The sequence below is a fragment of the Neobacillus sp. B24 genome (assembly GCF_055381825.1).
The window spans coordinates 2,743,554-2,757,793 of sequence record NZ_AP035777.1 but is presented as its reverse complement, the minus strand read 5'-3'; the positions used below and the strand labels follow the sequence as shown (position 1 = coordinate 2,757,793).

The 14,240-nt window shown below is 37.7% G+C and carries 11 protein-coding genes; 5 read left to right on the top strand and 6 right to left on the bottom strand.

Going from position 1 to position 14,240, the window contains the following annotated elements:
• Nucleotides 1–8: 8 nt before the first annotated feature.
• Entirely contained in the window at nucleotides 9–2,075 is a 2,067-nt protein-coding gene (locus ACZ43M_RS13610; protein ID WP_464503099.1) for a cytochrome P450, read from the top strand.
• 38 nt (nucleotides 2,076–2,113) lie between these two features.
• Here ACZ43M_RS13610 and ACZ43M_RS13605 read toward each other — a convergent pair whose 3' ends face one another.
• Both ACZ43M_RS13605 and ACZ43M_RS13600 read right to left on the bottom strand, forming a co-directional pair.
• On the bottom strand, nucleotides 2,114–3,529 hold the full coding sequence (locus ACZ43M_RS13605; RefSeq protein ID WP_464503098.1) for an aldehyde dehydrogenase: 1,416 nt from the start codon (nucleotides 3,527–3,529) through the stop codon (nucleotides 2,114–2,116).
• Nucleotides 3,530–3,536: 7 nt separating this feature from the next.
• Nucleotides 3,537–4,736, bottom strand: coding sequence for an iron-containing alcohol dehydrogenase (locus ACZ43M_RS13600; protein ID WP_464503097.1), 1,200 nt, complete (start codon nucleotides 4,734–4,736; stop codon nucleotides 3,537–3,539).
• A gap of 332 nt (nucleotides 4,737–5,068) precedes the next feature.
• Between ACZ43M_RS13600 and ltaS the strand changes: the two genes are divergently transcribed.
• On the top strand, nucleotides 5,069–7,024 hold the full coding sequence (gene ltaS, locus ACZ43M_RS13595; RefSeq protein ID WP_464503096.1) for a lipoteichoic acid synthase: 1,956 nt from the start codon (nucleotides 5,069–5,071) through the stop codon (nucleotides 7,022–7,024).
• Between the two features lie 60 nt (nucleotides 7,025–7,084).
• Here the strand turns inward: ltaS and ACZ43M_RS13590 are convergent, their stop codons facing one another.
• The 4 genes from ACZ43M_RS13590 to ACZ43M_RS13575 all read right to left on the bottom strand — a co-directional run bounded on the left by ACZ43M_RS13590 (nucleotide 7,085) and on the right by ACZ43M_RS13575 (nucleotide 10,322).
• Complete coding sequence (locus ACZ43M_RS13590) at nucleotides 7,085–7,441, bottom strand: spore coat protein (protein WP_464503095.1); 357 nt, start codon at nucleotides 7,439–7,441, stop codon at nucleotides 7,085–7,087.
• Between the two features lie 26 nt (nucleotides 7,442–7,467).
• Nucleotides 7,468–7,737: a ferritin-like domain-containing protein gene (locus tag ACZ43M_RS13585; protein ID WP_464503094.1), complete on the bottom strand. Its 270-nt coding sequence runs from the start codon at nucleotides 7,735–7,737 to the stop codon at nucleotides 7,468–7,470.
• 132 nt (nucleotides 7,738–7,869) lie between these two features.
• Nucleotides 7,870–8,121 carry a DUF2533 family protein gene (locus tag ACZ43M_RS13580; RefSeq protein WP_464503093.1) on the bottom strand — a complete coding sequence of 84 codons (252 nt, stop codon included), beginning with the start codon at nucleotides 8,119–8,121 and terminating at the stop codon, nucleotides 7,870–7,872.
• 416 nt (nucleotides 8,122–8,537) lie between these two features.
• Entirely contained in the window at nucleotides 8,538–10,322 is a 1,785-nt protein-coding gene (locus tag ACZ43M_RS13575) for an ABC transporter ATP-binding protein (RefSeq protein WP_464503092.1), read from the bottom strand.
• 811 nt (nucleotides 10,323–11,133) lie between these two features.
• Here ACZ43M_RS13575 and ACZ43M_RS13570 point away from each other — a divergent pair.
• The 3 genes from ACZ43M_RS13570 to ACZ43M_RS13560 all read left to right on the top strand — a co-directional run bounded on the left by ACZ43M_RS13570 (nucleotide 11,134) and on the right by ACZ43M_RS13560 (nucleotide 14,110).
• Complete coding sequence (locus ACZ43M_RS13570) at nucleotides 11,134–11,730, top strand: DUF6431 domain-containing protein (protein WP_464503091.1); 597 nt, start codon at nucleotides 11,134–11,136, stop codon at nucleotides 11,728–11,730.
• A 202-nt stretch (nucleotides 11,731–11,932) separates the two neighbouring features.
• Nucleotides 11,933–13,309 carry a transposase gene (locus ACZ43M_RS13565; protein ID WP_464503090.1) on the top strand — a complete coding sequence of 459 codons (1,377 nt, stop codon included), beginning with the start codon at nucleotides 11,933–11,935 and terminating at the stop codon, nucleotides 13,307–13,309.
• Complete coding sequence (locus ACZ43M_RS13560) at nucleotides 13,310–14,110, top strand: ExeA family protein (protein WP_464503089.1); 801 nt, start codon at nucleotides 13,310–13,312, stop codon at nucleotides 14,108–14,110.
• The last annotated feature ends 130 nt before the right edge of the window (nucleotides 14,111–14,240 follow it).

Genomic DNA, 14,240 nt, shown 5'->3' with positions numbered 1-14,240 from the left:
AGATGCAAATGGAAAAGATCATTCCGATTCCGCAACCGAAAACGTTTGGCCCCCTTGGAAATATTCCATTAATCGAAAAGGATGCTCCGACCCTGTCATTTTGGAAACTTGCAGATGAGTGTGGTCCTATTTATCGTTTTGAGGCATTTGGCTTTAAAATGTATTTTGTTTCCGGTCATGAGTTGGCTGCGGAAATTTGTGATGAATCACGGTTTGGAAAAAGTCTCTCAGGTGGCTTGTATTTTCTACGCGCACTCGGTGGAGACGGCCTATTTACCAGCAAAACCAAAGAGCCAAACTGGCAGAAAGCGCACAATATCTTGATGCCGGCTTTTAGCCAGCAAGCGATGAAAGGGTACCATTCGATGATGGTTGATATTGCCCAGCAGCTTATCCTCAAATGGGCCCGGTTAAATCATAACGAAAGCATTAATGTACCGGATGATATGACAAGACTGACACTGGATACAATTGGCCTGTGCGGTTTTAACTATCGGTTTAATAGCTTTTACCGCGAGCAGCACAATCCATTTATCAATAGTATGGTTAGGGCTCTTGATGAAGCCATGCATCAGGCGACAAGGCTGCCGTTCCAAACTAAAATGATGCTGTTAACAAAGCGGCAGTTTGAACGCGATATAAACTCCATGTTCTCGTTGGTGGATAAAATGATTGCGGAACGAAAAGAACGCGGCGACCAAGGAGAGACAGATTTACTAGCACGGATGCTGAATGTTAAAGATCCTCATACTGGCGAAGTGCTTGATGATGAAAACATCCGTTTCCAAATCATTACCTTTCTAATTGCTGGTCATGAGACGACGAGTGGACTATTGTCGTTTGCGCTTTACCTGATGATGAAACACCCAGAAGTCCTCAATAAAGCCCGCGCCGAAGTTGACCAGGTGTTAATCGATCCTGTGCCATCCTATCAGCAAGTCTTAGAATTGAAATACATTCGGATGATTTTACATGAAGCCTTACGTCTCTATCCGACGGCACCGCAATTCACCCTTTTTGCAAAAGAAGATACCGTCATCGGCGGAAAATATCAGATTAACAAATATGATAATATTGGTATTCTCCTGCCAAAACTTCACCGGGACAAAGATGCATGGGGTGAGGATGCTGAAGAGTTCCGTCCCGACCGGTTTGCAGACATGAGTAATATTCCGGTTCATACCTATAAACCATTCGGCAATGGACAGCGGGCCTGCATCGGCATGCAGTTTGCCTTGCATGAGGCCACATTGGTACTTGGGATGATTCTTCAGCATTTTGACCTGATAGATTATATGAACTATCAATTGAAAATTAAGCAAACACTGACGTTAAAGCCGGACAATTTCAACATTATGGTAAAATTGCGTGAAAGCAAAATGCCATTTCCGGTAGAAGGCAAACCTAAAATTTCCAGCGAAGCAAGAAATGAAAAGGGTGTGCCGAAATTTACTCTCAGCGGGGTAAATGACACTCCGCTTCTCGTACTATACGGTTCCAATATGGGAACTGCCGAGAGGATCGCTCATGAACTTACGGATAGGGCCCAATTACTTGGCGTTAAAAGTGAAGCCTCGCCACTCAATGACTGGATTGGCAAGCTGCCGACAGAGGGTGCCGTCATTATTATCACATCTTCTTATAATGGAAAGCCGCCGCGAAATGCCCGTCATTTTGTTAAATGGGTGGAACAGCTAGACCCAGGCAGTCTTAAAGGAGTGAACTATGCCGTATTTGGATGCGGTGATTCCAATTGGGCTACTACCTATCAAGATGTTCCACGGTTGATTGATCAACAGCTTGTGCTAAAAGGCGCCACTCGATTTTCTCGTCGCGGTGAAGGAGATGCCAGCGGTGAATTTGAAAAGCAATTTGACGACTGGAAAAATAAATTGCTAAAGGATGCTGTTACGACGTTTGGCTTAACTATGCATGAACATGTCAGTAAAGAAGGAAGTTCTTCCAGTAACCCCTTTGAAGGTCCAATGAGCGGCTGCCCGTTTCACGCGAAGTATGAAGCTGTACATGACACACTTCTTGAAGCGGAAGATTGTCATCAATCCAAAAATGCATAGCTAAAGAAAAAAGTCCCTGATTCAAGGACTTTTTTCTTTTATTTAAGAAACATCTTAATCTTTTTCAACCCATTTTTAACATTTGGATAGCGAAACGGAATATCAAATAACGTTGTTTGTTTTAAGACGCTTTTTTTATGAGAGAATGTATCAAAGCTTCCTTTCCCATGGTAGGAACCAATCCCGCTCGGACCGACCCCGCCAAAGGGCAGGTGAGGGGAGGCAAAGTGATAGACGGTGTCGTTTACGCAGCCGCCGCCAAAGGGTACACTATCTAAAACTTTTTGCTGTACGCTATCGTTTTCTGTGAAAATGTAAAGGGCAAGCGGTTTCGGATGGTTATGAATTCCCTCCAATACCTCATCTAAACTCTCGTATTCCATTACAGGCAGTATTGGCCCGAAAATTTCATCCTCCATAATAGGATCATTCCAAGTTATCTCTGTCAAAACGGTCGGTTCAATCGCCAATTTTGTCTCATCAGTTTGGCCGCCACAATAAACCTCGCCATCTTTCAGGAAAGACTCCAGACGTCGGAAATGCCGTTGGCTGACAATATGGGTATAATCGGGATTATTTAACGGCTGCGCACCGTATAGCTCTTTAATTGTTTCTTTAAATTGCTTTAAAAAAGTTTCCTTAATGTTTTTATGAAGATAAAGGTAATCTGGTGCGATACAAGTCTGGCCCGCATTAGTGAATTTTCCCCAGGCAATTCGTTTTGCCGCTAATTTAATGTTAGCATCGCCATGGACAATACAAGGACTTTTACCGCCTAACTCCAATGTCATCGGGGTTAAATTTTTGGCCGCTGCTTCCATGATGATTTTTCCAACAGGCACACTTCCAGTGAAAAAGATATAATCAAATTTCTCCTTAAGCAGGGCCGTGCTTGTGTCAACTGCACCCTCGGCGACTGCAATATACTCCTCCGGGAATAAACCTCTAATTAACTCAGCCAGTACTTCTGAGGTTTTCGGTGTCAATTCGGAAGGTTTGATTACTGCACAATTTCCTGCTGAAATTGCTCCAATTAAGGGTGCAATCGCCAATTGGAACGGATAATTCCACGGGGCAATAATGAGTGCCGTACCATAAGGCTCCGAATAAATATAACTGGCCGAACCCATATGGGTAACCGGAGTTTTAACTTTTTTCGGTTTAATCCATGATTCCAAATGGCTGATGGTGTAGCCCAATTCGGAAAGGACAAATCCAATTTCAGCGGTATAGGCGTCAAATTCAGATTTGTTTAAGTCTGCTCGTAAGGAAGCCATTAATTTTTTTTCATTTTGTTGGATGGCACTTTTTAATTTTTGCAGTGCCTCCAAACGATAAACAACATTTTTCGGTTTTCCTGTTTTAAAAAATGCTTTTTGTTTTTGCACAAGTTCGCAGTAAGTTTCCAAACCATCACCTTCCTTTAAGGTAAGGGTATTATTTACATAAGTCATTTACAATCTACTCCTTTATCATATGATAAAGCTTAACTAAATCTTCTTTATATAAGATTTTTGGAACCGGATAAAGCGGATTTGCTTCTTTTATGGCCCGCTCGACCATGAGGGGAATATCACTTTCGACAATTTCGCTGACTTTTTCCGGTATGTTCATTTTTTTGTTTAATTGCTTAATTGCGTCAATAAATTTCTTGGCCTTTTGTTCATCTGTATCTGCTGGTTCTCCTAAACCAACTACAGCGGCAAGCTCCGCCAATGGCTTATGAACACTCTCCCCGTAATAGTCGAGAACATAAGGGAGGATAATCGCATTTGCGAGCCCGTGCGGAACAGAGTAGAAGCCCCCAAGGGTATGGGCAATCGCATGGACATAGCCGACATAGGCACGGGTAAACGCCATCCCTGCAAGGTACGCAGCCCGCTGCATGTTGGTCCGCGCCTTAATATTTGACCCGTTTTCATATGACTCATACAAATCTTCAAAAATGATTTTAACCGCCTCAATACTCCATCTTGTCGTGCTTTTTGTATTGGCCTTGCCGATATAGGCCTCAACCGCATGTGTCAACGCATCAATCCCGGTTGCGGCGGTAATGTGCGGTGGAAGTTTTACCGTCAATAGCGGATCAAGCACAGCATAGTGGGGGATGAGGGAGGTATCCATAATCGCATATTTTTCATGTGTCTGGCTATTGGATACAACTGCTGCAAGCGTCGCTTCACTCCCAGTCCCGGCTGTTGTCGGAATCGCAAACAACGGCGGGATGCTTTTCATCACCTTCAGGACACCCTTCATCTTGGGAATGCTCTTATTCGGCTTGGCAACACGGGCGCCAACGCCTTTTGCGCAATCCATCGGTGAGCCGCCGCCAAAAGCGACAATTCCCTGACATTGGTTAGCCTGGTACATCCCATAGGCTTCCTCAATATTATCAATCGTAGGATTAGGGACCGTTTTATCATACACAAAATACTTGATTCCTTCAGCTGTCAGCCCTTCTAAAAAGTCATCCATCAGTCCAATTGAGGTAATTCCTTGGTCTGTGACGATTAAAACGTTGTCAATATTCTTCGTCTTAATCAATTTAGGCAGTTTAGCCAAGCTGTTTTCACCCTGCAGCAACACTGGTTCCCGCCATGGCAGGATGTAGGACGCCATTTTCATTGTTCCTTGATAGGTCCTGCAATACAACTCGTACATACTATTACCTCGCTTTTTTATTTTTCCATAGAATGACAGACCGAAAAAATATATATAACTTATATATCTTATATAGTAAGAAGCGTCAATAGAATATTAAGAATATATTAAAAATTTAGAAAAATACTACCTTTGTATTAATTCCGTCTTTATAGAGGATGCCTTGACATTTTATAAAAAAGGAGTATAGTTATGTTCTTGTTAAGATATTGTAAATTATTTTTTTTGATTTGTTCATAGATTGTTCATATCTGATTGGTAAAATATTAGACATGTTAAATACATTCTAGTTTAATATATAAATAGCATTACTTGCTAGAGGATGGTGTAAAATGAATACATTACGACAAGTGAGTCAACGTATTTTCAACAAATATATTGGCTTTTTCTTTTTGGCTGTATTGCTGTTATGGCTAAAAACTTACTTTGCCCAACTAACGCAATTTGACTTAGGAATTGAAAATCCGCTCCAAAAAATATTACTGTTTATTAACCCATTAGGATCAGCGTTAATTTTTCTAGGGTTTTCTGCCTTGTTTAAAGGACGGAAAAAATATATTTGGCTGATTGTGTTAGATTTTCTATTATCTTTCCTTTTATATGCCAATATCTTATACTATCGATTCTTTAATGATTTCATCACTTTACCGACTTTAACGCAGACACAGAACTTCGGTGATGTCAGCGGCAGTGTGACTACGTTAATGAAGCCATATGACTTCTTGTTCTTCGTTGATACACTGTTATTAATTGCTTTACTTGCTTTCCGGGTTGTTAAAATCGAGGCAAAGAACCTGAGTCGTCCAAAAGTGGCTGCGTTATTCTCGATGTCATTGGCGATTTCTTGTTTAAACCTATCGTTAGCTGAAACAGATCGTCCGCAGTTATTAACACGCGGATTTGACCGTAACTATATTGTTAAATATTTGGGTATGTACAACTACCAGATTTATGATGCAGTTAAAAGCACGAAAGCTTCTGCACAGCGGGTTATGGCTGATAGCGATGATATAACTGAAGTGGAGAACTTTACCACTTCTAACTATGCTGCGCCAAATCCAAAGTATTTCGGTGCTGCAAAAGGCATGAACGTGATTTATCTTCACCTTGAATCAATGCAAAACTTCCTAATCAATTACAAGCTGAATGGGGAAGAGGTAACACCGTTTTTAAATTCATTAACCAAAGACCAGAACACAATGTACTTTGATAACTTTTTCCATCAAACAGCACAAGGTAAAACGGCTGATGCTGAATTCATTTTGGAAAACTCATTATACGGATTGCCGCAGGGTGCAGCCTTTACAACAAAAGGCATGAACACGTACCAAGCAGCTCCAGCGATTCTTGGCCAGCAGGGCTATTCATCAGCTGTGTTCCATGGTAACTCTGGAAGCTTCTGGAACCGTAATGAAATCTACAAATCATTTGGCTATAATCATTTCTTTGATGATAAATATTATGATTTACAAGATAATGATCTGGCTGAATACGGTTTGATGGATAAACCGTTCTATCAGCAGTCATATAAATTGTTGGAAACATTGCCACAACCGTTCTATACAAAATTTATCCCGGTTTCCAATCACTTCCCTTATAGCATGGACCAAGAACTAACAAGCATTGGACCAAACGTAACAGGGGATAAGTCAGTCGATAACTATTTCCAAACGGCTCGCTATGCAGACGAAGCGTTAAAGGAATTCTTTGACTACTTGAAGGAAACAGGTTTATACGACAATTCCATTATTATTATGTACGGTGATCACTATGGAATATCCGAAAACCATAATAAAGCGATGGAGCAAGTGCTTGGTAAAGAAATCAATTCGTTCGAAAGCGCTGGCTTGCAGCGCGTGCCATTCTTCATCCGTGTCCCTGGTATGGAAGGCGGAGTAAATCATGAATACGGCGGACAAATTGACATCCTGCCAACACTGCTTCACCTATTGGGTGTAGATTCGAAAGAATATATCCAATTCGGTACAGACTTATTATCTGAAGAGCATGATGAAGTGATTCCATTCCGAAATGGGGACTATGTCAGCCCGACGATTACATCTGTTGGAGGAAAGTACTACAACACTGTAACTGGATTGGAACTTGAGAAGGATAAACTGGAAGAAGCAAATCAATACTCTGAATCAGTTGAGCATAAATTGGCTCTTTCTGATAAAGTGGTAAACGGAGATTTATTACGTTTCTATACTCCAGACGGCTTCACACCAGTAGATCGTACGAAGTATGACTATAGTATAGATGGGGAAGAAACTTCTAAAAAGAAGTAAAGAATACAAAGCAGCCTGAGGGGGATTTCCTTAGGCTGCTTTTTCTGTTTTCTGAAGCAATTAGGAATAAGGAAACTGACTAGAGTAGTTGCTAAATTGCTTGTACGCCTGGTCAATTTTTTGCTGCTCAGCTGCTTCAAGTTTATACCAGCCATTTTGGAACATAACCTCAAATATCTCACGTGCGCATTGATGAGTTTCATTCAATATTTGCAGCAGGTCTGCATGAAGCCGATCATAACTGGCCTCTCGTACCGCGGTATTTAAACTGTCTGTAATATATTTGCATGTGCTTAGACCGTCATTTAGAAAATCACGGTCATTCATTTCAGGGCCTTTCACTTGTGGTAATTGGCCGGTTTGTGGATTCGCAATTTGATTCTGACTTTGAGCCTGCTGGTTTTGTTGATTTTGCATTTACTTTACCTCCATTTCACCATCAATTAGTGGGTTTGCTGCGTATTTGGCATGTTGGCCATTACAGAATTGTTATCAACTTGAAGATGATTCAGCAGCCGTTGATAGTGATCCTGATGCATTTTTCCAGCCTTATCAAGGGTTTGCTTAACCTGCGGGTTTGTCGCATGTTCAGCAAGAAAGTGGAATTTCTTGAATGCCGACAGCTCCCATGACATAGCATCTTTTAAATACATTAAATCCTTAGTTGTTACTACCTCTGGAGGCGTAGACATTGGTGCTTGATTCATTTGCATAAATGGACTCCTTTCATAATCAATTCAATCAACTATAGAATGAGCAAAAATTAAACTTAATATGTGATTAGAAGGGAAGGAGGGAGGAATAAAAAAATCACCTTGATTTTAATTCAAAGTGATTTATAAAAACTATAAGGTATTTACATAATCCTGGACCATTTCAGCCGTCACATTTTTCCGAAGTGAAACGATACGCAAGTTTATTGTATTCATTTTATTAGTTACTTGATTAATTTTGTCAGTGGAAAAAGGTTTGCCTTGTTTACATAATTCCACAGCCTCGGCAATATATGATTCGCGAAGCTGATCCAAGGACAAAAATTCTTGGTACAATTTATTCTGGTTGGCAGCATGGTTGATTAAATCTTTATGTACACTCATGAAATTCACTCCTAAAACATATGGGGATATTTTTAATCATAACATAGTAACTAGATGACGAGTGACACAAATTTTTAGACTAAAAAAACCTTATAGAATCAACATTTTACTATCGGCGTATAAACTTTTGTGTCAATAATTTCCGACACAAAAGTTTATACGTTCTATTTTTTTGACACAAAACTCCAGACGTTCAACAAAAGTGACACAAATCTTTAGACACTCTTGATCTAAAACTCTTCATTTGAAAAATAATTAACTAAGTATAATTGCCGACGAAACTCACATGGGAGAGGGGGATTGTGTTATTCGCCCGACATTCATGATGTGAAAAAGAAAGAGTAACATTCGGTTTGGCTAGTACTTTGTAATGTCTATAGAAAATTATCCAAATTATACTTCCCTTTCTATGTGGCTTAGGCAAATTGGAATTGAATGTTGTTTTGTATTTGATACATCTTAAAAAACTCTCCATTTTTTTCCATTAGACTTTCAAAATTTCCTTCCTCAATTATTTCTCCATTTTTCATTACTAAAATTCGATCTGCAAATCGAGTAGTTGTCATTCTGTGGGATATAAAAAGTACTGTTTTTTCAGAAGTTACTTTGTCAAATAGCTTGTATAATTCATGTTCGGATAAAGGATCAAGGGCTGAAGTCGGTTCATCGAGAATTATTATTTTACTGTTTCTTATCAAAACACGTGCTAAGGCTATTTTTTGCCATTGCCCTCCTGATATGTCCTCACCTTTATATAAATTCCTATTTAAATAGGTGCTGTATCCATTTTCTAGTTTACTAATAAATTCATGTGCTCCAATTGTTATTGCAGTTTGCGTAATTGCTTCATTATTGTTTAGTAAATTTAAATTACCAAATCCTATATTTTCGTTAACAGTAAATGAATATTTTTGAAAGTCCTGGAATAAGGCAGTAATATTTCTATTTAGATCTACTTTTTTTATATCTTTAATTGAAATGTTATCAAATAAAATATCCCCTGACTTTGCATCATAAAGACCAAGTAAACATTTTATTAAAGTTGATTTTCCTGAACCATTTTCTCCTACAATAGCGATTTTTTCTCCAGTATTAATATTTAAATTAATATTATTTAATATTATTTTAGAGTCATAAGAAAAGGTAAGGTTTTTTATTGTAACTCCTTTTGAAAGTTTATTAGGAAACTTCTTTTCTTTATCAATATCAGTAGTTAATTTATCTTCCTTAATATTTATGAATTCAAAGTAGTCAGAAAGATAAAGGGATTGTTCAATAATATTAGTAATATTTAAGATTGCAAAGTTTAAGCTAGATTGTATTTCTTGCAATGCTTGAATAAGCGTAATATATTCCCCAATAGAAAATGTCCCTTTTTTTATTAGTTTTATGATATAAAAGATCGTTAAAACATAAATTAAACAGTTGAAAATTTCCAAATAATACTCAATAGTTAGTTGCTTTTTGGAAAGGTGCAAAAATTTATTTGAATTTTCTAAATGTTTATTTGACCATCGTTCTATTAAATATTTCCCCAAAGAGTAAATTCTGATTTCTTTTGCTGCATCGCGGTTTGTTAATAGTCTTGAAATATAGTCGGCCTCCCTTTTTAAGGGAGTATTTACTATCCCTAATTTGTAACTATTTATTCCGTATTTATACTTTGCAATAAATAGAGGAATTAGTGGAATGATAATAAAAAGTACAAATATCCAATGAATAGATATTATATACCAAAAGATACTCGTTAGTGAGATAGTATTTTTTATTAGTTCAACAATTTCTTTAATTGGAGCTAAAAATCTTTGACCGTAATTCCCTTGAATACGTGATAAATAATTGTAGAAATACGGATCATCAAAATTATTAAACTTAATGGAAGTAGTTTTAGTTAAAACTTTTTTTTCTATCGAATAACCAACTTCAACATCAACTTTAAGATCAAGATAATGCTTTATATCGTTTAATAATCTGGTCCCCAGCATAATTAAAACTTGAGCTATTAACAAAAACACTATTGAAAGAGATTGCTTTTCATCTGTTATCAAAACAAATAACTGATTTATGAACTCTTTAGTAATATAAATTGTCAACACGGGCATTAAACCCATAATAATAGGATATAGGATATTAAATATTAGCCATATTCTACTTAACTTACTTACTATTTTAATAGCTTTAAAAATAACAGTTAGTTTCATTTAACAAGTTCCTTTCAAAGAAAATATAAAAAAGGAGCAAAAAAGGAGCAGCAAAACTGCTCCTTTTTAGGGAAATTCTCGTTCTCTTATATGCAATTAGAAATAGCAGCATTCACCAAAGTTAGTAGTAGAACAAAGCTTTCCATATTTATCATACATGTACCAGATTTCATCTCCGTTTGATAACTGTTGAGAACATCTTCTGTAGATGTAATTACACCTACTTTCACTTCTAACTGGTGTACATGATGCTGTAGATACATTCAAAATTTTTGACATCATTTTCAATCTCTCCTTTTAAATTATATGGAGTATTACACCGTTGTGATTTCTATTAAGATATTATCATAAATTTTCCAATTTTACAATAATTCCCAAAATTTACTTTTTTCGGAAATTCTCTATTAAAAAATGGAAGTTTTCAGTTTATAATATAACTAATAAAAAAAGGGGGGGTTATTATTTTAACAAACACTTTTTTGTTTTCAATGAGTTGGAGTGCTTTTTTGGTTTTATTTTTGTTTTATTTATTTAAATTAAAAAAAGAACTAGTTTTTTTACAACCTGTTGATGTTGCCCTATACGCACATCCCTTGGAAAACTCCTACTTAAAAAAAGAAATTCCAAAAATAATGTCCACTGCCACTTTCAATGGCAGTGTTTTTTATTGTTTTAGGAAAATTTTATGTCGGTACAATTAGAGAATATTATGCGACAATGTAAAAATACAAATAATTCCCTGGCGGGAGGAGGACAAAAAAATACCCCGAAGAGATTGCAGTATCTTCGAGGCAGATTGAACTAATAAACTATGAATAGAGTAAGATATCTTGGTAAGACAGTCAAGGGCTACCTACGGCTTTACCAGGATGTACCTCCGATATGTGAGGAGGGTTGCACTGACTGTCAAAGGAAATTATACAGACATGGCCGCTACTATCGATCAGTCGTAACTAGAAATAAAATTATAAAAATCCCTATTTATCGCTGGCTTTGCCCTGCCTGTGGAAAGACATTTTCTTTATTGCCTGATTTTCTTTTTCGATACCATGTGCATAGTGAGGAAATTCTTCAAAAAGCATGGCTTTTACGGTATGCAAAAGGAAGAAGTTATAACCAAATTCAAACGTATATTTCTACAAATGTAATTGGGGGCATCAGTTATAAGACGGTTAAAAAATGGGATGGGATTTGGAAGAATAAAAAAAGCAAACTGATAAATTTTCTCCTTTCAAATATAGTTGAGAATCATCCAATTGCGTTTGATTTTCAAGCTATAAAACCATTAACAGATGAACAAGCACTTATATTCCTCTTACCATTGGCATGGAAAATATTTCATCCCAGTGCCCCTTACCCTTTCTGTGGCTTCTTCAAATGGATAAATCAACTAATCCATAGAATATAAACCTCCAAATCCATTATTGCCCATTCCCACTGTTTTGCCATATTCCTTTCCGAACCTTATTTTCCACCCCTTCGGGGTAATTTTAGCTCATTTCCCCTATTCGAAACTAATGTTCCCACAAAATCTGTACTCTCCCTTTCTATTTGTAATCATTATTAAATGGAACATATAAGAATTTTAATTATGAAAAGGAGAGTTTTTAATGGATGAAAAGTTAAGAAATGATATTGCTTTATACCGTTTCGGCCTAATTGCCGAAATCGTAACAAGAGAGCTTCCAAATGGAGAGCAGGCACAAAGGCTTCGGAATATTGCAGAGAGTGAGCATCTTAATCCATATGGGGAGTTGCAAAAAGTCGGGATCCGTACATTAGAACGCTACCTGCAACTTTATCGTAAAGGTGGATTCGAAGCTTTGAAACCATCTAAACGGGGCGGATACGCTCCGAGAGCTGTTTCAAACGATGTGCTTGAACAAGCCATACTATTGAAAACAGAGCGTCCAGAGCGCTCCGTTCAACAGATTATTCGAATCATGGAATTGGCAGAAGTAATAGAGCCAGGATCTATTTCAGAAAGTACATTATCTAAACAGTTGCGCAAAGCAGGAATTACCCGAAAGAAATTACAAAAGTCACCAAAAGGAAGGCAATTTCGCCGATTTGAATTTCCTTATCGGAACGCTTGTTGGCAAGGCGATGTGCAGCACACTCTTTATTTACCGGATCCGAAGGACTCAAGCAAAAAGCGAGTAGCAAAACTATTTGCATTTATTGATGATTATTCTAGGCATATCGTGCATGGGCAGTTCTATTTTGATGAAAAAGGGGCACAGTTAGAGGACTGTTTATTTAAAGCCATAATGAGCCACGGAAAGCCCGAGCAAATCTATGTCGACAATGGAGCAATTTATCGAGCAAAGGCATTAGAAACTACCTGTGCAAGATTGGGGATTAAGCTTTCACATTCAACCCCGAGAAGGCCCCAGGGGCGTGGGAAAATTGAGCGATTCTTTCAATTTGTAGATTCATCATTTAAGCCGGAGGCTTATGACTTAATAGAATCTGGAAGGATTCAATCTATAGAGCAGTTAAATCGCTATTTTCATATTTGGAAAGAATCTATTTACCATGAGCGAAAGCATGGTGAAACAAAACAGACACCAAAACAAAGATGGGAAGAATGTGAGCAACCTACGGTTTCTGTTTCCTTTGATGAATTAAAAAAGGCATTTTATTGGGAAGAGGAACGAAAGGTGGATAAAACCGGTTGTATTTCCTTTCAGGGGAACAAGTATGAGGTGGAATCGCAGCTTGTCGGAGAATACATCACGATTCGTTTTAATCCTAATGATCTAGAAAAATTAGAAGTTTGGTTTGACGGAAAACAATTTGAGAGTGCCATTCCCTTGAATCTTTCACGGCCAAAACATGAAAAAGCAGCATCTGAAGAATTGATTCAAACAAGCGAAGAATCCGGCTTAAACTTTCTTGAATTAACTGCGCCTAGTCATGAAACAAAACAAAAAGAAAAGCGAGGAGCATTAAGTTATCAATCCCTTGTGGAGGGAGAAAAATAGATGATTTCTAAACATTTTGGATGGAACTTTACCCCTTTTCAAAAGGATGTTCAAACAAAACATTTGTTTATGACCAAGCAATTTAAAGAACTGCAAGCGCGTCTGACCTTTATGATTCAACAACGTTCATTTGGCTTGATTACCGGCGAGGTTGGGGCAGGTAAGTCTACAGCGATTCGAGATTTAAAAGATCGATTAGAAGCAAATCAGCATGTATTTCTTTATTTATCGGATTCAGCTTTGAAGCCACGCGACTTTTATCGGGAGATGCTTCTCCAAGTGGGAATTGAACCTATGTTTTTAGCTAGTGATTTAAAGAGGCAATTCAAAACGGCATTGATGGATATCTATGAAAATAAAAAGAAAACGCCCGTCGTAATCATTGACGAAGCGCATTTATTATCTCCATCGATGTTGCAGGAGATTCGTTTTCTAACAAATTTTGAAATTGACTCTCTTTCGCCGCTAGCGCTAATCTTGGTTGGACAGCCAGAATTACGAGACAAGCTGCGTTTACGAAGTTTAGAAGCCATTTCACAACGGATTAACACTCGATTCCACCTTGAAGGTCTCACATATGATGAAACGCGTGAGTACATTACTCATCAGTTAGAAAACGCTGGTGAAAATCGGCAGATTTTCACTGAAGCATCCTTAAAGAAGATATACAAGGAAACAAGGGGCATTCTACGCTTAACTAACCGTTTATGTACAGAATGCCTGCTTGATGCCGTTTCCAGAAAACAAGAATTGGTAGATGAAGACTCCGTAGAGAGAGTCATTGATGACTACCGTTTTTAGGACCTTGTCGGTCCTTTTTCTTTTATTGAGAATAATACAAACAACAATAGATTTCAATGGAACTTATATCCATAAAGTGCCAATTAATATGGCGAAAATAAAAAGGAAACGAAAGTTTCGGTTGCGAAAT